Origin of the sequence: Pseudomonas sp. TCU-HL1 (assembly GCF_001708505.1) — a bacterium.
Lineage (GTDB): Bacteria > Pseudomonadota > Gammaproteobacteria > Pseudomonadales > Pseudomonadaceae > Metapseudomonas.
Window position 1 is genome coordinate 3,099,791 of sequence record NZ_CP015992.1, and the last position, 19,175, is coordinate 3,118,965.

A 19,175-nucleotide genomic window follows, 5' to 3' on the forward strand; every position below is an offset into this window, starting at 1 on the left:
AGAAGGCTTTTAAGGGGCAACTGCGCTGCCCTTTGGCGAATGAATTCGCCCCTACAACGGAAACGGGGATGTGGTTGTAGGAAAGCTCCCAAGGTCTGATTGAAATACCCCGGGAATCCAGTAGGCTGGGTCCTATTCACCCCATAACTACAAGAAAGAGCTGTTTGATGCCGCACGATATCAGCCTGCTGCGCAAGTTCGTTTCCCCCGAGATCATTTTCGGTGCCGGATGCCGGCACAATGTCGGCAATTACGCGAGTACCTTCGGCGCACGCAAGGTGCTGGTGGTGTCCGACCCCGGCGTGCAAGCCGCGGGCTGGGTCGCCGATGTGGAAGCCAGCCTCCAGGCCCAGGGCATCGACCATTGCCTGTACACCCGGGTATCGCCCAACCCCCGCGTGGAGGAGGTGATGGAAGGGGCCGACTTCTACCGCACCATGGGGTGCAACGTGATCGTCGCCGTGGGTGGAGGCAGCCCCATGGACTGCGCCAAGGGCATTGGCATCGTCGTCGCCCATGGCCGCAACATCCTCGAGTTCGAAGGCGTGGACACCCTGACCGTGCCCAGCCCGCCGCTGATTCTGATCCCCACTACCGCCGGCACCTCGGCCGACGTGTCGCAGTTCGTGATCATTTCCAACCAGCAGGAACGGATGAAGTTCTCCATCGTCAGCAAGGCGGTGGTGCCCGATGTGTCGTTGATCGACCCGGAAACCACCCTGAGCATGGACCCGTTCCTCTCTGCCTGTACCGGCATCGACGCCCTGGTGCATGCCATCGAGGCCTTCGTTTCCACGGGGCACGGCCCGCTCACCGACCCCCATGCGCTGGAGGCCATGCGCCTGATCAACGGCAACCTGGTGGCGATGATTGCCAATCCCCAGGACATCGCCCTGCGCGAGAAAATCATGCTCGGCAGCATGCAGGCCGGGCTGGCCTTCTCCAACGCCATTCTCGGCGCGGTGCATGCCATGTCCCACAGCCTGGGCGGCTTCCTCGACCTGCCTCACGGCCTGTGCAACGCGGTACTGGTCGAGCACGTGGTGGCCTTCAACTACAGCGCCGCGCCGGAGCGTTTCAAGGTGATCGCCGAAACCTTCGGCATCGATTGCCGTGGCCTGACCCATAACCAGGTACGCCAGCGCCTGGTGGAACACCTGGTGACGCTCAAGCATGCCGTGGGCTTCCACGAGACCCTGAGCCTGCATGGCGTCGGCACATCCGACATTCCCTTCCTCTCGCGTCATGCCATGGACGACCCCTGCATCCTCACGAACCCGCGTGAATCCAGCCAGCGGGATGTCGAGGTGGTGTATGCCGAGGCCCTCTGACGACCCGCGCGACGCCCTGACGGGGCTGCTCGGCCTGGGCAGCCACTCGGCGCGCAAGAGCCATTACCCCGAGTTGCTGGCGCGCCTGGAGGAGCTGGAGGCCGAGCGCAACCGCTACCAGACCCTCAATGACGAACTGGAGCAACGCGTGCTGGACCGCACCCGCGAACTCCAGGCGCTGAACGAGCAGCTGCGCGAGGCGCGGGACGCCGCCGAGGCCGCCAACCTGAGCAAGGACAAGTACCTGGCCGCAGCCAGCCACGATCTGCTGCAACCGCTGAACGCTGCGCGCTTGCTGGTTTCCACCCTGCGCGAGCGCGCGCTGCCGGCGTCCGAGCAACAGCTGGTGGAGCGCACCCACCAGGCGCTGGAAGGGGCCGAGGACCTGCTGACCGACCTGTTGGATATTTCCAAGCTGGACCAGGCCGCGATCAAGCCGGACCTGGATGTCTACCAACTGGGCGAGGTGCTCGGCCCGCTGGCTTCGGAGTTCGAGAGCGTGGCCGATGCCGCAGGACTGGCGTTGCGGGTGCGCATTCCGCGTCTGTGCATCAGCACCGATTTCCGCCTGCTGACGCGCATCCTGCGCAACTTCCTCAGCAATGCCTGCCGCTACACCGAACGCGGACACATATTGCTCGGCGCCAGACGGCGCGGCGACCGCTTGCGGCTGGAGGTGTGGGACAGCGGGCGGGGGATTCCGGCGGACCAGTTGGAGGCGATCTTCCTCGAATTCAACCAGCTGGATGTGGGCCGCGCCGCCGAGCGCAAGGGCGTCGGCCTGGGCCTGGCCATCGTCGACCGCATCGCCAGCATGCTGGATTACCGGGTTCAGGTGCGCTCGCAACTGGGGCGTGGCTCGGTGTTCAGCATCGAGGTGCCCCTGGCGCAAACCCAGCCGGAGGTGCGAGCCCTCGTGGAAGCACGCCCGGTGACCGGTGACCCGCTGCCCGGCCAGCGACTGCTGGTGGTGGACAACGAACCGGGCATCCTCGAAAGCATGTCCGCGCTGCTGGGCCAGTGGGGCTGCGAAGTGCTCACCGCCACCGACCTGCCCAGTGCCCAGGAAGTGCTGCAGGGCCAGGCGCCGGATCTGATCCTGGTCGACTACCACCTGGACCACGGCGTTGTGGGCTGCGACCTGATCCTGGCCCTGCGCCAGCGTTTCGCCCGTGAGGTGCCGGCGGTGATCATCACCGCCGACCGCAGCGACCAGTGCCGGCGCAAGCTGCAGCGACTGGGCGTGCCCTTGCTCAACAAGCCGGTGAAACCGGGCAAGCTGCGGGCGGCGATCAGTCAGTTGATCGGCAAGGCCGACTGAGAGGCTGTGAAGATATGGCTGACCTTTGTCGGCCAGGCAAGGTCGACGGTCCGGAAAAAAGCTATGGCTTGATTCCTGTGTGCTTGAATCAGAGTTACCTGGTGCAGCTTCATTGCGCTGAGCCCAACGCGCCGCGATCACCCTGACCGGCCTGCTTCTGCTCATTCGCCGCAGCTGCCCTTCGCGGCAATCCCTGACCGGACACGAAGCGTTCGGCAGGGTAGGCAACGCGCTCCCCGGAGTTCGCTGAGCAACCTGAGGTTTCGGCCTCGAGCAGCAGGGGGTCAGATGATTATTCCAACGACGATGGACAGGGCGGGGGTACTGGATCGCCCGGATTGGGGAGAAGGCTGCGGAGTTCAGCCGCAGGTGACTGTGCGTCCGCATTCCGAGCGGAGCGTCGACTAGATGTCCCGGCCGGCAGCGAGGTTACGCTGGCAACTCCTGCGCCTGGTCCTGCCTTACTGGAGTTCCGACGAGAAGTGGAAGGTGCGGGGTTACACCCTGGCGCTGCTGCTGCTCACGCTCGCCCAGGTTGCGCTGGTGATCTGGGTGAACTACTGGAACCGCGCGCTCTTCGACGCCCTGGAAGCGAGGTCGTTGAATCGCCTGATGGTGCAGATCGGCACCTTCCTGGTGATTCTCCTGCTGACCGTAGGCGTCACCGCGCTGCACATGCGGGTCAAGCGCTGGCTGCAACTGGACTGGCGCCAGTGGCTGACGGCGAGGGTGCTCGACAAGTGGATGGCCCACGGAAGCCACTACAAGTTGCAGCAGACCGAGGGCGAGCATGACAACCCCGATGGCCGCATCGCCGACGACATCCACGTCGTGACCGAGAGCGCGATTTCCCTGACCCACTCGCTGGTCTACTCGCTGCTGATCTTCGGCAGCTTCGCCGACATCCTGCTGACGGTCACCGGCAGCGCGAACGTCCCCGGCACCGGCCTGGTGGTGCCGGGTTACATGCTGATCCTGGCGCTGGCCTATGCCGGGGCCGGTACGCTGTTCGGCCTCATCCTCGGGCGCCCGCTGATCAGGACCACCAACAAGCTGCAATCCGCGGAGGCGGACTTCCGCTTCGGCCTGGCCCACGCGAGGGAAAGCTCCGAGGCGATCGCGCTGATGCAGGGCGAGGAGGCGGAACGCCGGAACTCGACAGCCTATTTCGCCGAACTGGGCCGGCGCTGGTATCGGCAGACCCTGGCCTATCTCGGCATCGTGTCGTTTTCATCGGGCTACGGTGTGCTCCTGCCGGTGTTCCCGATCCTTGTCATGGCGCCCCAGTACGTTGCCGGAGGCATGAGCCTCGGGGTGCTGATGCAGGCCGCGCAGGCGTTCCAGCAATTGACCTCAGCCCTGTCCTGGCCGATCGACAACCTCGCAGAACTGGCGCGCTGGCGCGCGTCGGCCGACCGGGTCATGAGCCTGTACAACGACCTGCTGGACCTGGAAGCGCAGGCGGCCGAGCCGCAGCAGCGCATCAGCCTGGCGCAGTCGCCGCAGGCGGAAATGGTGTTGCGCGATCTGTGCATCTCCAGCCCTGACGGGCAGGTTCTGATCGAAGGGCTCAACGTCGTGATCCAGCGCGGCGAGCGGGTGCTGATCTCCGGCGATCCGGCGGTCACCATCGGTCTGTTCAAGGTGCTGGCGGGTTTATGGCCGTGGGGGCATGGGGAGGTCTGGCTGCCCGCCGGGCCGGCGATCTGCTTCCTGCCGCAACGGCCTTTCCTGCCGGTTGGCAGCCTGTGCGCGGTACTGAGTTACCCGCAGCGGGCCGGCACCTTTGCCTCCAGTGCCATGCAGCAGGCCCTGGAGTGCGCCGGCATTGCCTGGCTGGCGCAGCGTCTGGATGAGGTCGACAACTGGCAGAGCGTACTGCCGCTGCGTGCGCAACAACGGCTGGCCATTGCCCGGCTGTTCCTGCAGCGGCCGGCTTGGGTGTTCATCGAGGAGGCGAGCAGCGCTTACGAGCCCAGGGGCGAGGAAGACTTCATGGACATGCTGCACCGAGAGTTGCCCGACTCGACGCTCTTGGCCATCAGCTTCCAGGCCGGCCTGGAGCGGCATTACCAACGCCGGCTGCTGCTCAATCACCTGCCGCAGCAGCCGCTTGCCGGTTATGGCGCGCCGTTGCGCTCGCTACGAAAAAGCTGAGGGCAACCAGCCCCGCTGGACGCATTCACGGAAGCACCAGGCTGGCGTGGTCTCGGTCTTGTAGCTCCAGAAGAACCAGCCCAGGTATTTCTCGTAGGTCAGCAGTTGCGCTGCGGCATAGCCGCGATAGGCAACGTCCTGCTGGAAACGGTCCATGTTTTCCAGGGCGTGATTGAACGGCCCTTCGGCCCAGAGCGAGACGACTTTCAGGTCCAGGCCCAGGCTCCACTCGCCGCAATAGGCGGGGATGCCGAGTCGCTGAATGATCCCGTCGGCCTCGGTTTTCCACTGGCCGCTGGCCTTGTGGATGTGGGTATAGATATCGCTGTCGATGTCGCCGCGCTCGAAGCACTGGTAACGGTGGATGTCGAAAACCACGTTGGCGAACTCCGGCGGCTGCATGAAGCCCAGGTACTGTTCGTAGTCGCGGAAACCGTCGTGGAAGACCACGCAGACCCGATCCGCGCCGCAGTGCCGGCGAATGCGCTGGTAGGCATCCTGGTTGTAGCTTTTGAGGTAGTCGGTCGGCACATCCCAGCGCGGCTCGTTGAGCACCTCGATGGCATGCAGCGCCGGTTCGCCCTGGTAGCGCTCGGCGAGGCGCTCCAGCACCTTCAGCGAGTGCTCGCGATATTGCGCATCGGTGTGCCATTCGCAGACATCCTTGATCCCGCCATTGTCGAATCCGTTCTGGCAGCCGGGTGCGGCGTGCAGGTCGAGGACGATCCTGATCTGCAGTTCCGCTGCCCAGGCGAACGCCCGGTCGAGTACCTCGATGCCGCCTTCGACAAAGGGGTGGCGGCTCTCGCCGTACTTGGCGTGGTAGGGGTAGTCCGGACCGAAGATCCAGTGCCCCACGGGGATGCGCACCGCATTGATTCCGCGCTCATGCAACCAGACGAAGTCTTCGCGGGTGATGAAGCTGTTCCAGTGCTGTCGCAGCCTTTCCGGGGCGCGGGTACCCATTTCGGCACACCAGGTGGTTTCGTCCGTCGCCTGCAATCCCTCGAACAGGCTGGGGGTCATCCATTTTTCCAGTACCAGCCAGCCGCCGAGATTCACGCCGCGCAGCTTCTGTCCAGGGTTGGGGTGAGCGGGATTCTGCTGCGCCATGAGGGCACTCCTTCGGTCTGCACGTTCGTCACCGGAATCATTCCGGGCCGTCTGTGCAAGCCTAGGTCATGGGCAGACGGCCGCCAGAGGCGAGGGCGAAAACCACAGTGGGCGGAGCCTCCACGTAGGGTGCGCTGCGCGCACCGGCTCTTGTGCGTGGTGCCGATGCCTCAGTCGGTGCGCATGGCGCACCCTACAGGGGAAAACCCTCACACGATCGCCTCATAGGGAAGCCCGACATAGTTCTCCGCGATGGTCCGGCGGCCGGCTTCGGAGCTGACGTAGTAGTCGAGCTCGGTCTGCTGCATGCGGCGGCCGAAGGCGTCGGTCTCCGGGAAGCGGTGCAGCAGCGAGGTCATCCACCAGGAGAAGCGCTCGGCCTTCCAGATGCGCCGGAGGCAAATGGCGGAGTATTGTTCCAGCAGGTCGAGGCGACCTTCGTCATAGACCTTCATCAGGATGCGGAACAGCGTGTTCACGTCGCTGGCCGCCAGGTTCAGGCCCTTGGCGCCAGTGGGCGGGACGATGTGGGCGGCGTCGCCGAGCAGGAACAGGCGGCCGTACTGCATGGGTTCCACCACGAAGCTGCGCAGCGGGGCGATGCTCTTCTCGATGGAGGGGCCGGTGACCAGCTTGGCGGCGGTCTGTTCCGGCAGGCGACGCTTCAGTTCTTCCCAGAAGCGCTCGTCGGACCAGTCTTCCACCTTCTCCTCGGTCGACACCTGCACGTAGTAGCGGGTGCGAGTGGACGAACGCATGCTGCACAGGGCGAAGCCGCGTTCGTGGTTGGCGTAGATCAGTTCTTCGGCCACCGGCGGGGTATCGGCCAGCACGCCCAGCCAGCCGAAGGGGTAGACCCGTTCGAACTCCTTGAGCACGCCGGCGGGGATGGATTTGCGCGAGACGCCGTGGAAGCCGTCGCAACCGGCGACGTAGTCGCAGTCGATGCGGGAGGTTTCACCGTTCTGCTCGAAGGTGACGTAGGGCGCGTCGGACTTCAGGTCGTGGGGCTGCACGTTGGCCGCGTTGTAGAAGCTGCGCGCGCCGCAGGCTTCGCGGGCCTCCATCAGGTCGCGGGTGACTTCGGTCTGGCCGTAGATCATCACGGTCTTGCCGCCGGTCAGGCCCTTGAGGTCGATGTGCTCGCGGCGGCCGTCGAACGCCAGTTCGAAGCCGTCGTGCACCAGGCCCTCGCGGTCCATGCGCGCGCTGACGCCGGCTTCGCGCAGCAGGTCCACCATGCCCTGTTCCAGCACCCCGGCGCGGATGCGGCCAAGGACGTAATCCGGGCTCTGGCGTTCGATGATGACGTTATCGATACCGGCCTTGTGCAGCAGTTGGCCGAGCAGAAGGCCGGACGGGCCGGCGCCGATGATGGCGACCTGAGTCTTCATTGTTGTTGTCCTCTTGAAGGGGGGCGGTGGCCGTCGCAAGGCAATCGAGGCTCACCTGTCGTTGTGATGCGCCTGTATTTTTGGTGGATAGGTGTTGGCTTTGAAGGCAATATCCAACGGCATTCATGGACTTTTCGCTGATTACTGCGTTTGGAGGCCTGCGTGACCCGATCGGCTCATACCCCGGTTCCGGTGTTCAAGCTCTATGGCGAAACGGCCGCGTGGCCTACGCCTGACCTGATCCATTGGGAGTCCATCGAATCCCGCAGCCGGTTGCACGAATGGGAAATCAAGCCGCACCAGCACGGCGACCTGGTGCAGGTGCTGTATGTGCGCTCCGGCCGCGCCGAGCTGGAAGTGGAAGGGCAGGTGAGCCGCATCGAACGGGCCGCGCTGCAGGTGGTTCCTGCATTGTGCGTACACGGTTTTCGCTTTTCCGACGACGTCGATGGCCATGTGCTGACCCTGGCGCAGCCGCTGGTGGAGCAGGTGGCCGGGCTGCTGGACAGTCAGGCGTTGCTCGCGCCGGCCTGCTTCGCCGCCGGCGACAGCCAGCCCTATCTGGATACCCTGTTCGAGGCCATCAGCCGCGAGTACGCGCAGCAGGCACCGGGACGTGAGCTGATGCTGCAATCGCTGATCAGCGTATTGCTGGTGTGGATCGGCCGCTGCTCCCTGGAACAGTCCCGCTCCGAAGCGCAGCAGCAGGATCGTGGCCGCCTGCACCTGCATGCGTTCACCCAGCAGCTGGAGCAACACTTCCGCGAGCACCTGCCCATCGAACAGTACGCCCAGCGCCTGGGCATCAGCGCGGCCCACCTCAATGCCCTATGCCGGCGCCTGGCGGGGCAGTCGGCACTGCAGATGATCAACCAGCGCCTGCTGCTGGAAGCCAAGCGCTGTCTGGTCTACACGGCGATGACGATTAATCAGGTATCGGACAGCCTGGGCTTCTCGGAACCGGCTTACTTCTCCCGCTTCTTCAAGCGCGGGACGGGGCAGTCGCCGAAGGCGTTCCGGATTTCCCGCTGACGGGCTTGCAACGACATTTGTAGGGGCGAATTCATTCGCCAAGGGCAGCGAAGCTGCCCTATCAAGCCTCCCGGGGCAGACCTTCGGCCTGCTTGGCGAATGAATTCGCCCCTACAGGATTGAGATCGTCTGACCTCAATCCTGATACCGCCGCGCGATCAGGTGGTCGATGGACAACACCCCCGGCCCCTGGCTGATCAGCAGGAGCAGGCTGGCGGCCCAGACGCCGTGGGTGGGGTAGGCATCCGGGTAGACGAAGGTCTGGATGACCAGCGTCATGCCCAGCAGGGCCAGGGCCGAGAAGCGCGTCGCCAGGCCGAGCAGGATCAGCAGCGGAAAGAAGTGCTCGGAAAACGCCGCCGCATGGGCGGCCAGTTCCGGCGAAAGGAAGGGCAGCTTGTATTCGTCGGTGAACAGCGGGATCGCCGAGGCGGAGAGGTGCGGAACACCTAGCTGGAAGGTGCCTTCCACGAGGTCGATGGCCAGGCCTTCCACCTTGGTCTGCCCCGATTTCCAGAAGATCGCCGCAATCGAGAAGCGGGCAACCAGAGCCACCAGGCTGTAGGGAATCCGCTTGCACAGCTCGATGGCCTGGAGCACCAGCTTCACCGGCAGGTGGCTGTCGTGGATCTGGCGGGTGGCGTTCATGTTGGCTGTCTCCCGTCATCGAAGGCGAACTGGGTGATGGCGCCGCTGGCAAGGAGGCGCGCGAGGGTGGTTCCGAGGTCGAATTGCGGGTCGATCGAGCAGCCCGCGCCCACGGCCTGGCCCAGCGGCATGCCACTGCCCAGCGCCTGGATGAAGGCGGCGGCGCCGGGACCGACCTGGCTGACCTCGACCTCCAGGCCGTTGCGCAGGATCAGTGCGCACTCGGGGCGGCCAGGGTCGACGCGGCGGATGTCCAGCAGGCCCTGATGGGCTGCCCAGAGCGAGGCGACGGCATGGTCGGAGTGGATCACGGCCACGGACGAATGCAGCGCCAGGCACATGCCGGGCAGGCGTTCCGGGTCGCTCAGCGCCATGGAGAGGCTTGTTGCCTCCACGGGTGGCAGGTCGGCGGCGTGATAGGCCCGCACGCGCAGCAACTCCAGCCGCGCCACGTCGGCCAGATAAGGCAGGCTGGCGGCCGGGGCGAAACCGGCGATGAAACCGGGGAGCTCCTCGCCATAGAACACCAGCACCGCGGATCGCGGCGGTGACGCCTGCACATGCAGGCGAGCCATGGCGAAAAAGAAATCGTCGCCCACCAGTTGCCGGACCACCGGAAAAGTGTCGGCCAGGGCGCAGGTCAGCGACGCCAGCACATTGTTGCGGTAAATGGCGAATCGCCGCGTGGGATCGGAGCCGTTCCAGGCACGCAAGCCGGGCGGGCAGGGTTGTTCCGGGTCGAGCAAGGCGCGGGTGAAGGCCTGTGTGTTCATGCCGCTGCCTCCTGCTGCAGTGCGCGTTCCGCGCGGGCTGCTTCGTGGACCAGCACCTCGAAGGCAGGGATGTCATTGTCCCGCTCGATCAGGGTGGGCAGCGGGCCCAGGCGTTCCAGGGTTTCTTCGTAGAGCGTCCACACGGCGGCGTCCACGGGCGAGCCGTGGTGGTCGATCAGCAACCGCGCGCCAGCCGCATCGCTGTCTTCGGCGAAGCCCGCCAGGTGGATTTCTCCAGTGGCATGAAGGGGCAGGGCGTCGAGGTAGGCGCGGACGTCGCGATGGTGATTGATGCAGCACACGTAGGCGTTGTTCACGTCCAGCAGCAGGCCGCAGCCGGTGCGCTTCACCACCTCGGCGACGAACTCGGCTTCGTCCAGTGTGGAGCGCTCGAACTCCACATAGGTTGCCGGGTTCTCCAGCAACATCCGACGCTTCAGGCGATTCTGCACCTGGTCGATGTGGCGGCAGACCCGCGCAAGGCTCGCCTGGTCGTAGGCCAGCGGCAGCAGGTCATTGAGGAACACCTCGCCATGGGTGGACCAGGCCAGGTGCTCGGAGAATGACGCCGGCTGGTAGCGTTCGATCAGCGCGGCCAGCCGGTCCAGATGGGGTTCGTCCAGAGGCTGGTCGGCACCGATGGAAAGGCCGACGCCATGCATGGACAGCGGGTAGGCCGCGCGGATGAGGCCCAGGTAATGATGGAAGGCGCCGCCCGCCACCATGTAGTTCTCGGCATGGATTTCAAAGAAGCCGAGCGCCGGCTGGGTGTCGAGGATGTCCCGATAGTGCTGGGACTTGAGCCCGATGCCGGCCCGCGCGGGCAGGCGGCCGGCAGAAGCGCTGGGGCGAGTGGGAGGGGTCATGGTCAGCGCTCCTGCCGGTGATGGTCAGCCTTGCTTCTCTTCCTTGAACGCCTGGAGCTGGCCGTGTCCGGTGGGCGAGGTGGGGGACGCGGTTTTCTCGCAGGTGCCGGTCGGCACGTATTTCCAGGCGTTGCCCTGGTAGTCCATCTTGGCGGTGCCCGCGCAGGAGGTGCCGGCGCCGGCAGCACAGTCGTTCTTGCCCTTCATGGCGACACCAAAGCATTTTTCGTTTTCGGCGGCCTGGGCACCCACGGGGGCCATGGCCAGGCCGATGGCGGTGCTCAGGGCAAGGGCCAGGCCGGTGGCGGATACGAGGCTTGCGGTCGGGGTTTTCATGGTTGTTTTCTCCGGTTCGGGTGGATCGTTCAGGGCCTGTTGCCCAAGGGGGCGATTGCCCGGCGGCTGGGGGCACCGCCTTCGAGACAAGAGACTTGAGTGTGGTACGGGTGTTACAGCACAGCTGCAGATTTTTCCTCATGACTGCGTTTCGTCGCGTCTCTTGCCCTCCTGTCAAGGCTGTCACCGTGGCTTCTTGACTCTTCTTTGCCGCTCACGAAACTCAGGCTCAGGGGCCATACAAACTATAGAACCGCCAACACTCAGCCCTGTGTTCCAGCAGACCTGGCAGCGATGACAATTGCTTCGGCTAGGGGAGGCAGTCATGTGTCATTCAGTGGAAGTCAGCGGGATCTACACCGTCGAAGGATGCCGGCAGCTCATCAATTACCCCGACGCCGATGCGGCATTGCCTATCCATGACCCGTTACGCGGCGTGGTGTGGATACCCTGGGGCCGCAGGAGTCACGAGCACGGCGAACTCCCGGCCACCGGCTGGCTGCAGGATGACGGCACGCTGCCGGATGGCTGGAGCCAGTACAGCCCGGCGACGGTGCTGGCGCGGGTGGTGCGCTTCATGGAAATGACCCATGACGGCGAACCGTGCTGGTTCGACGTGGAGGACGGCAAGTCGCTGCAATGCGTGCTGCTGCGCCACGGTCATGAGCAGCGGGTGTATGTGGTCACCACCGAGTCGCCGAATGAACAGCACCGGAGCTGGCCCCGGACGCGTGGGCACGGGGGAAGAGGGCAGCGGCACGCCAGTTGACATGACACCTTGACCCCTGCCGGGGTCATCGCGAGTAAAGATCCACGTTCGTAGAACGTGGACTTGTGTTTGCCCCCTATAAGGGGGCCATCCTCACACGCAGCACTCGGCCGATCTGCGCCACCGTGCCCAGCAGTAGGGTGCGCCATGCGCACCGAGGCGATGGTTGCGACTCCGAGTCCGTCTCACGGTGCGCGCGGCGCACCCTACGGGACCGGCAGCATCCTGCTGGTTCGCTGACTCGAATCGTCACAGGCAGAGCCGGTGACTCATGACCACGTCCTAAGGACGTGGTGTCCCAAGTTCAAATGAATTCGCTCCCACAGGTCTGGAGTCAACCTGATCGTTGTGGGAGCGATTTCAATCGCGAGGCGGGGGCGGCGCTGCTACCCGGTTGCTAACCTGCCATTCTCTTTTTCTGAAGAATTTCTTCTCGATTATTCGTTTTACGTGAATCGGTCGCTGCCTTACTTTCGCTGCAAGACTGATCGCGAGCCTTCACTGGCTCTCACGTACAACGAGGACAGCATGACTACGCCTGCCGCCATTTCCCGGAACCCCGCCAACGGCGAAGAAATCGCCCGTTATCCCTATCAGGACGCTGCCGCCCTGGACGCCAGCCTGGCTTCCGCCCAGCGTGGCTTCGAGGCCTGGAGCCAGTTCAGTGTCGAGGCCCGATCCGAAGGTCTGCTGCACATGGCCAAGGCCCTGCGTGCCAATGCCGAAACCATGGCGCGGATGACCACCACCGAAATGGGCATGCCCATCAGCCAGTCCCGTGGCGAGATCGAGAAATGCGCCAAACTCTGCGAGTGGTACGCCGAGCATGGCCCGGCCATGGTCGCCGACGAGCCGACCCTGGTCGAAGACGACAAGGCCGTGGTCGCCTACCTGCCGCTGGGCCCGGTGCTGGCCGTAATGCCGTGGAACTTCCCGGTGTGGCAGGTGATGCGCGGCGCGGTGCCGATCATCTTCGGCGGCAACAGCTATGTGCTCAAGCACGCGCCCAACGTCATGGGTTGCGCACGCCTGCTGGCCGCAGCGTGGGCCGAGGCCGGCCTGCCGGAAGGCGTGTTCGAGGTGATCAACGTCGAGCCGGCGCTGGTGTCCGTGGCCATCGCTGACCCGCGCATCGCCGTGGTCGCGGTGACCGGTAGCGTGGGAGCAGGTGCCGCCATCGCTTCCCAGGCGGGCGCGGCACTGAAGAAGTGCGTACTGGAACTGGGTGGTTCCGACCCCTTCATCGTCCTGGCCGACGCCGATCTGGACCAGGCCGTGAAGGCCGCCGTCGCCAGTCGCTTCAACAACGCCGGCCAGGTTTGCATCGCAGCCAAGCGCATCATCCTCGAGGCGCCCATTGCCGACGCCTTCACCGAACGTTTCGTGGCGGCGGTCAAGGCGTTGCAGATCGGCGATCCGCAGGCTGATTCCACCTACGTCGGCCCCATGGCCCGTTTCGACCTGCGCGACGAGCTGGATGGCCAGGTCCAGGCCACGCTGGCAGAGGGCGCGACCCTGCTGCTGGGCGGTCACAAGATTGAAGGCGAAGGCAACTACTACGCGCCCACCGTGCTGGCGGACATCACCCCTGACATGACGTCCTTCCGCAAGGAAATCTTCGGCCCGGTAGCCTCGCTGATCGTTGCCCGTGATGCCGAACATGCGGTGGAACTGGCCAACGACAGCGAATTCGGCCTGGGTGGTGCGCTCTGGACGACTGATGCCGCCAAGGCCCAGAAACTGGCCCGCCGCATCGTCAGCGGTGCCGTGTTCATCAACGGTTTCACTGCGTCTGACCCGCGTGTGCCGATCGGCGGCGTGAAGAAGAGCGGTTACGGCCGCGAACTGTCCCACTTCGGCCTGCGCGAGTTCCTCAATGTACAGACCATCTGGCGCGACCGCGGCTGATCGTTTGAGCTGAATAAAAGGGGCTGCTGATGCAGCCCCTTTTTCTTTTGTGGTGTTACGCACGGACCTTGTCAGGCCCATTTCAATAGCTAAGCCTGCACTAAGTGTTTATGGAACGTCCTGAGACGACCCTTGGTCAGGTGAAACGTTCCGGACAGTTCCCTGTGCTATATCCGGATGTGAGCAAGGCATGCGCCGACCTTCAGTTGAACACCCATGCCACGCCCGTTGGGCCGGTCGACCCTTGGCCCCGGGCCTTCAACAAAGAGGTAGACCCCATGAGCATCCTGCAATGCGTTCACCGCAATCACATCATCGTCGCCGACGTCTTCGAGCATCCGGGCATCCCGACGCCCTGGGCCGCCGGTTGCCACATCACCGCCCCTGACGGCCAGACCACCCGACGCATTTCGCTGCCGATGAAATATGCCTTCCTCGCTGAGCTGGGCAAGGCACAACAGGCATCCATCGCCCACGGCAAGTGGTTGGTGGATCAGTACCTGGACCAGGGCCGCGAACTCTTCAGCAAAGCCGCCTGAATTCCTGCGGGGCAGGGAGGCCCCTGTCTGCCCAAAGTGTCCTGGCCCGATCAGGCCGCGTTGCCGAGGGGTTCGTGCTCGCGGCAAATCAGCTCGATGGAGGGCCGGCTCAGGGGTTCCTGAGTCAGCTCGCAGAATGGTTCGCCATCTCGTTGCCGAAGCTGAAGCCGCAGGCGTGCAGTCAGTACCGGCCCTGGTGGTGGACGGTCAGGTGCTGCACATCAACTTTGGCGCAGCCATCGCCGATCTGAAGTGAAGAGGGCGTCGACATGCGGTAGCGCGAAGCGAAACCCAACGATTCGCGCTCGGGCCCCATGTTGGGCTACGCAGTTCAAGGATGGACATCGCTTTTCATTTCCACCACTTCGCTTCCACAAAATGGCTGATTGGCCCGTCCTTGCGCTAGCCTTCGCAGGCCAGCCGACACAGGACCTGCCGTTGAACATCGATACCCGCATCAAATTCCGCCACCTGCTGTGCTTTCTCGAAGTCGCGCGCCAGGGCAGCCTGGCCCGTGCGGCGGACCAGATGGCCGTCAGCCAGCCGGCCATCTCCAAGACCCTCAAGGAACTGGAAGAGATTCTCGACGCCAGCCTGTTCGATCGCAGCAAGAGCGGCGCCAGCCTGACCGAGGCGGGGCTGGCCTTCATGCGCTATGCGGGCCCTTGCGTCCAGGCCCTGCGCGACGGCGTCAACAGCTTGCGCGAGGGCGAGTACGCCGCCGGCACGGTGCGCCTCGGGGTGCTTTCCACAGTGGAAGGCCTGCTGGTTCCCGAAGTGGTTCGCCGCCTGCACCAGAGCCATCCTTCGCTGGTTATCAGCGTGCTCACTGGGCCGGGTGCCTACCTGCTGTCACAGCTCCGGGTGGGCGAACTCGACCTGGTGGTCGGGCGCATGACCGATAACCCGGAAATCCACGGCCTGACCTTCGAACACCTGTACAGCGAATCCATGACCCTGGTGGTCCGCGCCGGTCACCCGCTGCTGGAGGAGGGGGCCGATCGCCGCTCCCTGGATGGGTTCCCTCTGGTGCTGCCGCTTGCTGGTACCACCATTCGCAAGCACGCCGACGGCTTTTTCGTGCAGAGCGGCATCAGCCCGCCGCGCCAGCGCCTGGAAACCCTGTCCCTGGCCCTGAGCCGGCGCTATGTGCTGAACGGCGATGCGGTGTGGATCGCTCCGCTGGATGCCGTGCGCCTGGATCTGGCCAGCGGCGAACTGGAGGAGCTGGACCTGGGCTTCAAGGAACCCGGTGGCTCGGTGGGGATCTGCAGCAATGCCTCCTTACCGCTTTCGCTGGCGGCACACTGGGCAGTGGAGACCCTGCGGGAGGCGGCGCTGGACTATCGCGAGGGGCGCCTGACATAACCAAATGGTTATGGATGGCTGGAAGGATTTCAATTTTCTGCCGACCTCTGCTGGATGAAACTGCGCCCCACGGCCCGCTGCCTGGCCGCCCGATAAATCCAAAAAGAGGAAACCGTGATGTCCGATGCGGAAAACAGCCGCTTCGTCATTCGTGACCGAAACTGGCACCCGAAAGCGTTCACCCCCGACTACAAGACGTCCATCGCCCGTTCGCCGCGCCAGGCGCTGGTGAGCATTCCGCAGTCCGTATCCGAGACCAGCGGCCCGGACTTCTCCCACCTGAAAATGGGCCAGCACGACAACGACCTGCTGCTCAACTTCAACAACGGTGGGCTGCCCATCGGTGAGCGCATCATCGTTTCCGGCCGGGTCATAGACCAGTACGGCAAGCCGGTTCCTCACACGCTGGTAGAAATGTGGCAGGCCAACGCCGGCGGCCGCTATCGCCACAAGAACGACCGCTACCTGGCGCCGCTGGACCCGAACTTCGGCGGTGTCGGCCGCGCCCTGACCGACAGCGAAGGCCGCTACATCTTCCGCACCATCAAGCCGGGCCCGTATCCCTGGCGCAATGGTCCTAACGACTGGCGCCCCGCGCACATCCACTTCTCCATCAGCGGGCCGTCCATCTCCACCCGCCTGATCACCCAGCTGTATTTCGAAGGTGATCCGCTCATCCCGATGTGCCCCATCGTCAAGAGCATCGCCAACCCCGATGCGGTGGAAACGTTGATCGCCAAGCTCGACATGAGCAACGCCAATCCCATGGATTGCCTGGCGTACCGCTTCGACATCGTCCTGCGCGGCCAGCGCAAGACCCACTTCGAAAACCGCTGAGGAGACACCCGCATGCCTATCGAATTGCTGCCGGAAACCCCTTCGCAAACCGCCGGCCCCTACGTCCACATCGGCCTGGCCCTGGCGGCTGCCGGTAACACGCCCCGTGATCAGGAAATCTGGAGCGAGATGGCCAAGGCCGGTGCTCCCGGCCAGCACATCCTATTGCTGGGCAACGTCTATGACGGCAACGGCCACCTGGTGCGCGACTCCTTCCTGGAGTTCTGGCAGGCCAACCACGAAGGCGTCTACGACACCGCCTTCGACCTGGAGAAGCCGTTCAACTCCTTCGGCCGTACCGCTACCACCTTCGATGCCGGTGAGTGGACCCTGCACACCGTCAAACCGGGTGTGGTGAAAAACGCTGCCGGCGTGCCCATGGCGCCGCACATCAACGTGTCGCTATTCGCCCGTGGCATCAACATCCACCTGCAGACGCGCCTGTACTTCGACGATGAGGCCACCGCCAACGCCGCCGACCCGGTGCTCAACCTGATCGAGCAGCCGCAACGCCGCGAAACCCTGGTGGCGCGCCGCTGTGAAGTGGACGGCAAGCTGGCCTACCGCTTCGACATCCGCATCCAGGGAGAAGGGGAAACGGTGTTCTTTGACTTCTAAGGAAAGAGAACCCGCATTCGATGCATTGGCCGAAGGTGTTGGCCAGCGCATCGAACGGCACTTCGACGCACTGCTGGAGGCCCGGGGCTACCGGGCTGACGCGGCGCAACGCACAGCCATTGTCCAACTCGGGCAATGGCTGGAGTCGTTTCTGGCCGGAAAGAAAGGCTGGCTGCGTCGACCGCCCGCCGGCCTTTATCTGTGGGGCGGAGTAGGGCGGGGCAAGAGCTTCGTGATGGACGCCTTCTTCGCGGCGGCGCCGCTTTCGGCGAAACGCCGGGTGCATTTCCATGCCTTCCTCCAGGAGTTGCAGGAGCGCATGCGCGCGTTTGCCGGCCAGCCCGATCCGCTGGCCCTGGCGGCCAAGGCCCTGGCCGGGGAAACCCGGTTGCTGTGCTTCGACGAATTCCACGTCCACGACATCGGTGACGCCGTGCTTCTCGGGCGCCTGCTCAAGGTGCTGGTGGAAGAGGGCGTGGGCATGGTCTGCACCTCCAACTACGACCCCGACGGGCTCTGCCCCAATCCGCTGTACCGCGAACGCTTCAAACCGGCCATCGCGCTGATCGAAAAGCGCTTCGACGTGCTCAACCTGGACGACGGCGAGGACTACCGCCAGCGACGCGGAGAGCTGGAAGCCTGGGGCTGCTATTGCTGGCCGCTGTCGGGCTTCGCCGAGGGCTGGATCGAGCGGCAACTGGGGCTGACTCCAGCCGCCGAGCGTGACGCGATAGTCGCGATCAATCACCATCCCCTGCGCTTGCGGGCGACGGACGGGCAATGTGCCTGGCTGGATTTCGACGAACTGTGCCGACGCCCGCATTCCAGCGCCGACTTCCTCTGGCTGAGCCGGCGCTTCCGGCAACTGGCGATCAGCGGTGTGCCGTGCCTGGGCGAGGAAGCCATCGATGTGCAGCAGCGCTTCGTCAACCTGATCGACATCGCCTACGACGCCGGCACGTGCCTGCTGCTGGTCAGCGAGGCCAGCCTGGACGACCTGTGCCGGGGCAAACCTCATATGGACTTCTCCCGTACCCGCAGCCGGTTGCAGCAACTGAAGCCGATGCAGCCAGGCGCGGGGAACTGATCGCTGAAGAACCCTGAATGCTCCAGATACTCGGTATTACCGCGCCCATCTTCATCCTGATCGGCATTGGCTACCTGTCGGCCCGTGGCCGGCTGGTGAGCCCTGAACAGGTGCTGGGCCTTGGCAAGTTCGTCATCACCTTCGCGCTCCCGGCCCTGGTGATCCGCGCGCTGCTGGAAAAGCCCCTGGACGAAGTGTTCGATGCCACCTACCTCCTTGCCTACGGCATCGGCTCCCAGGCGGTGTTCTGGGGGGGATTCCTGTTCTCCCGCCTGGTGCGCAAGGACAGCCTCAGCGGCAGCGCCCTGAGTGGGCTGGGCATGTCGGTGTCCAACAGCGGCTTCATCGGCTATCCCATCGTCGCCATGGTGCTGGGTTCGCCGGCAGCGGTCGCGCTGGCCCTGGGCATGTTGGTGGAGAACCTGCTGATGATTCCCCTGGCACTGGCCATCGCCGAACTGGGGCGGCAGAACGGCGTGGGCCTGCGTGCGGCCCTGCTGGATACCTTCACGCGACTGCTGCGCAACCCGGTGATCATTTCCATCAGCGTCGGCCTGGCGTTGGCGCTGCTCGGTGTTCGCCTGCCCAGCGTGCCGGCCAAGGTCGTGGAGATGCTGGCCATGGCGTCGGCACCGGTGGCGCTATTCGTCATCGGCGCGAGCCTGGCCGGGCTCCGGGCGGGTGGCCTGGTCAAGGATGTGGCCCAGCTCAGCATCGGCAAGCTGCTGCTGCACCCCTTGGCGGTGATGCTCTGCTTCGCGCTGCTGCCGCCGGTGGACCCGGCCCTGCGGGTGGCCGGCGTGCTCTTTGCCTGCTCACCGATGATGAGCATCTACCCCATCCTCGGCCAGCGCTTCGGCCTGGAAGGCCGCTGCGCGGCGGCGCTGGTGGTCTGCACCGTGCTGGCCTTCGTCAGCATCAGCGGGTTCATCGGCCTGTTGACCTGAAGGCGTGCCCGCTGCCCATTCATCGAAATGCCAGCCCCGAACGCGCGGATAGCGCGCCGGGGTGTGGCGTCTGCGTGGGGGAAGTGCGGCTTTGCCTCATGAGCGAAGCCGTTGCCGGACGCCGAGGTACC

The 19,175-nt window shown here is 64.7% G+C and carries 18 protein-coding genes and 1 pseudogene; 13 read left to right on the top strand and 6 right to left on the bottom strand.

The features are described 5' to 3' along the window. The first annotated feature begins 167 nt into the window (after nucleotides 1–167). The 3 genes from ercA to THL1_RS14295 all read left to right on the top strand — a co-directional run bounded on the left by ercA (nucleotide 168) and on the right by THL1_RS14295 (nucleotide 4,809). A complete protein-coding gene (gene ercA / locus THL1_RS14285) occupies nucleotides 168–1,331 on the top strand; it encodes an alcohol dehydrogenase-like regulatory protein ErcA (RefSeq protein WP_069083888.1) in 1,164 nt (387 codons plus the stop codon). Next, the gene (locus THL1_RS14290) at nucleotides 1,315–2,652 is read left to right on the top strand and encodes a hybrid sensor histidine kinase/response regulator (RefSeq protein ID WP_069083889.1); all 1,338 of its coding nucleotides are present in this window, start codon (nucleotides 1,315–1,317) and stop codon (nucleotides 2,650–2,652) included. The genes ercA and THL1_RS14290 overlap by 17 nt, the downstream gene beginning before the upstream one ends. A gap of 408 nt (nucleotides 2,653–3,060) precedes the next feature. Beyond that, nucleotides 3,061–4,809 carry an ABC transporter ATP-binding protein/permease gene (locus THL1_RS14295; RefSeq protein WP_069083890.1) on the top strand — a complete coding sequence of 583 codons (1,749 nt, stop codon included), beginning with the start codon at nucleotides 3,061–3,063 and terminating at the stop codon, nucleotides 4,807–4,809. On the opposite strand, the gene THL1_RS14300 is transcribed toward THL1_RS14295, so the two are convergent. Both THL1_RS14300 and pobA read right to left on the bottom strand, forming a co-directional pair. After that, entirely contained in the window at nucleotides 4,795–5,922 is a 1,128-nt protein-coding gene (locus THL1_RS14300) for a glycoside hydrolase family 5 protein (protein WP_069083891.1), read from the bottom strand. The genes THL1_RS14295 and THL1_RS14300 overlap by 15 nt on opposite strands. Nucleotides 5,923–6,131: 209 nt before the next feature. Then, a complete protein-coding gene (gene pobA, locus THL1_RS14305) occupies nucleotides 6,132–7,316 on the bottom strand; it encodes a 4-hydroxybenzoate 3-monooxygenase (protein ID WP_069083892.1) in 1,185 nt (394 codons plus the stop codon). Between the two features lie 162 nt (nucleotides 7,317–7,478). Here pobA and THL1_RS14310 point away from each other — a divergent pair, with 162 nt between their 5' ends. Beyond that, on the top strand, nucleotides 7,479–8,348 hold the full coding sequence (locus tag THL1_RS14310; protein ID WP_069083893.1) for a helix-turn-helix domain-containing protein: 870 nt from the start codon (nucleotides 7,479–7,481) through the stop codon (nucleotides 8,346–8,348). Nucleotides 8,349–8,483: 135 nt separating this feature from the next. Here THL1_RS14310 and THL1_RS14315 read toward each other — a convergent pair whose 3' ends face one another. Genes THL1_RS14315 through THL1_RS14330 form a run of 4 tightly spaced genes read right to left on the bottom strand, consistent with a single transcriptional unit; the run spans nucleotide 8,484 to nucleotide 10,971 of the window. Next, nucleotides 8,484–8,996, bottom strand: a complete 513-nt coding sequence (locus tag THL1_RS14315; protein WP_069083894.1) for a DoxX family protein — start codon at nucleotides 8,994–8,996, stop codon at nucleotides 8,484–8,486. Further along, a complete protein-coding gene (locus THL1_RS14320) occupies nucleotides 8,993–9,769 on the bottom strand; it encodes a DNA-binding domain-containing protein (RefSeq protein WP_069083895.1) in 777 nt (258 codons plus the stop codon). The genes THL1_RS14315 and THL1_RS14320 overlap by 4 nt, the downstream gene beginning before the upstream one ends. Beyond that, complete coding sequence (locus THL1_RS14325; protein ID WP_069083896.1) at nucleotides 9,766–10,635, bottom strand: DUF692 domain-containing protein; 870 nt, start codon at nucleotides 10,633–10,635, stop codon at nucleotides 9,766–9,768. Before THL1_RS14325 ends, THL1_RS14320 begins: the two co-directional genes overlap by 4 nt. 24 nt (nucleotides 10,636–10,659) lie before the next feature. Then, entirely contained in the window at nucleotides 10,660–10,971 is a 312-nt protein-coding gene (locus THL1_RS14330) for a DUF2282 domain-containing protein (protein ID WP_069083897.1), read from the bottom strand. A 325-nt stretch (nucleotides 10,972–11,296) separates the two neighbouring features. Between THL1_RS14330 and THL1_RS14335 the strand changes: the two genes are divergently transcribed. From THL1_RS14335 to THL1_RS14370, 9 genes and pseudogenes are all read left to right on the top strand, one after another. Continuing rightward, a complete protein-coding gene (locus THL1_RS14335) occupies nucleotides 11,297–11,740 on the top strand; it encodes a hypothetical protein (RefSeq protein WP_069083898.1) in 444 nt (147 codons plus the stop codon). Between the two features lie 528 nt (nucleotides 11,741–12,268). Next, the gene (locus THL1_RS14340; protein WP_069083899.1) at nucleotides 12,269–13,648 is read left to right on the top strand and encodes an aldehyde dehydrogenase family protein; all 1,380 of its coding nucleotides are present in this window, start codon (nucleotides 12,269–12,271) and stop codon (nucleotides 13,646–13,648) included. Nucleotides 13,649–13,926: 278 nt separating this feature from the next. Then, complete coding sequence (locus tag THL1_RS14345; RefSeq protein WP_069083900.1) at nucleotides 13,927–14,187, top strand: hypothetical protein; 261 nt, start codon at nucleotides 13,927–13,929, stop codon at nucleotides 14,185–14,187. A 151-nt stretch (nucleotides 14,188–14,338) separates the two neighbouring features. After that, nucleotides 14,339–14,443, top strand: a pseudogene (locus tag THL1_RS30660) (thioredoxin family protein); the annotation flags it as partial. Between the two features lie 182 nt (nucleotides 14,444–14,625). Beyond that, nucleotides 14,626–15,555, top strand: coding sequence for a pca operon transcription factor PcaQ (gene pcaQ, locus THL1_RS14350; protein ID WP_069083901.1), 930 nt, complete (start codon nucleotides 14,626–14,628; stop codon nucleotides 15,553–15,555). Nucleotides 15,556–15,672: 117 nt separating this feature from the next. Further along, on the top strand, nucleotides 15,673–16,392 hold the full coding sequence (pcaH, locus tag THL1_RS14355) for a protocatechuate 3,4-dioxygenase subunit beta (RefSeq protein WP_069083902.1): 720 nt from the start codon (nucleotides 15,673–15,675) through the stop codon (nucleotides 16,390–16,392). Nucleotides 16,393–16,404: 12 nt separating this feature from the next. Further along, nucleotides 16,405–17,010: a protocatechuate 3,4-dioxygenase subunit alpha gene (gene pcaG, locus THL1_RS14360; RefSeq protein ID WP_069083903.1), complete on the top strand. Its 606-nt coding sequence runs from the start codon at nucleotides 16,405–16,407 to the stop codon at nucleotides 17,008–17,010. After that, nucleotides 17,000–18,097 carry a cell division protein ZapE gene (gene zapE, locus THL1_RS14365; protein WP_083245886.1) on the top strand — a complete coding sequence of 366 codons (1,098 nt, stop codon included), beginning with the start codon at nucleotides 17,000–17,002 and terminating at the stop codon, nucleotides 18,095–18,097. Before pcaG ends, zapE begins: the two co-directional genes overlap by 11 nt. A gap of 17 nt (nucleotides 18,098–18,114) precedes the next feature. Next, entirely contained in the window at nucleotides 18,115–19,044 is a 930-nt protein-coding gene (locus THL1_RS14370) for an AEC family transporter (RefSeq protein WP_069083905.1), read from the top strand. Nucleotides 19,045–19,175 lie beyond the last annotated feature (131 nt).

Coding starts and splice junctions, on each gene's coding strand:
- ercA (WP_069083888.1), top strand. CDS start 168: ATGCCGCACGATATCAGCCTGCTGCGCAAGTTCGTTTCCCCCGAGATC.
- THL1_RS14290 (WP_069083889.1), top strand. CDS start 1,315: ATGCCGAGGCCCTCTGACGACCCGCGCGACGCCCTGACGGGGCTGCTC.
- THL1_RS14295 (WP_069083890.1), top strand. CDS start 3,061: ATGTCCCGGCCGGCAGCGAGGTTACGCTGGCAACTCCTGCGCCTGGTC.
- THL1_RS14300 (WP_069083891.1), bottom strand. CDS start 5,922: ATGGCGCAGCAGAATCCCGCTCACCCCAACCCTGGACAGAAGCTGCGC.
- pobA (WP_069083892.1), bottom strand. CDS start 7,316: ATGAAGACTCAGGTCGCCATCATCGGCGCCGGCCCGTCCGGCCTTCTG.
- THL1_RS14315 (WP_069083894.1), bottom strand. CDS start 8,996: ATGAACGCCACCCGCCAGATCCACGACAGCCACCTGCCGGTGAAGCTG.
- THL1_RS14320 (WP_069083895.1), bottom strand. CDS start 9,769: ATGAACACACAGGCCTTCACCCGCGCCTTGCTCGACCCGGAACAACCC.
- THL1_RS14325 (WP_069083896.1), bottom strand. CDS start 10,635: ATGACCCCTCCCACTCGCCCCAGCGCTTCTGCCGGCCGCCTGCCCGCG.
- THL1_RS14330 (WP_069083897.1), bottom strand. CDS start 10,971: ATGAAAACCCCGACCGCAAGCCTCGTATCCGCCACCGGCCTGGCCCTT.
- THL1_RS14335 (WP_069083898.1), top strand. CDS start 11,297: ATGTGTCATTCAGTGGAAGTCAGCGGGATCTACACCGTCGAAGGATGC.
- THL1_RS14340 (WP_069083899.1), top strand. CDS start 12,269: ATGACTACGCCTGCCGCCATTTCCCGGAACCCCGCCAACGGCGAAGAA.
- THL1_RS14345 (WP_069083900.1), top strand. CDS start 13,927: ATGAGCATCCTGCAATGCGTTCACCGCAATCACATCATCGTCGCCGAC.
- pcaH (WP_069083902.1), top strand. CDS start 15,673: ATGTCCGATGCGGAAAACAGCCGCTTCGTCATTCGTGACCGAAACTGG.
- pcaG (WP_069083903.1), top strand. CDS start 16,405: ATGCCTATCGAATTGCTGCCGGAAACCCCTTCGCAAACCGCCGGCCCC.
- THL1_RS14370 (WP_069083905.1), top strand. CDS start 18,115: ATGCTCCAGATACTCGGTATTACCGCGCCCATCTTCATCCTGATCGGC.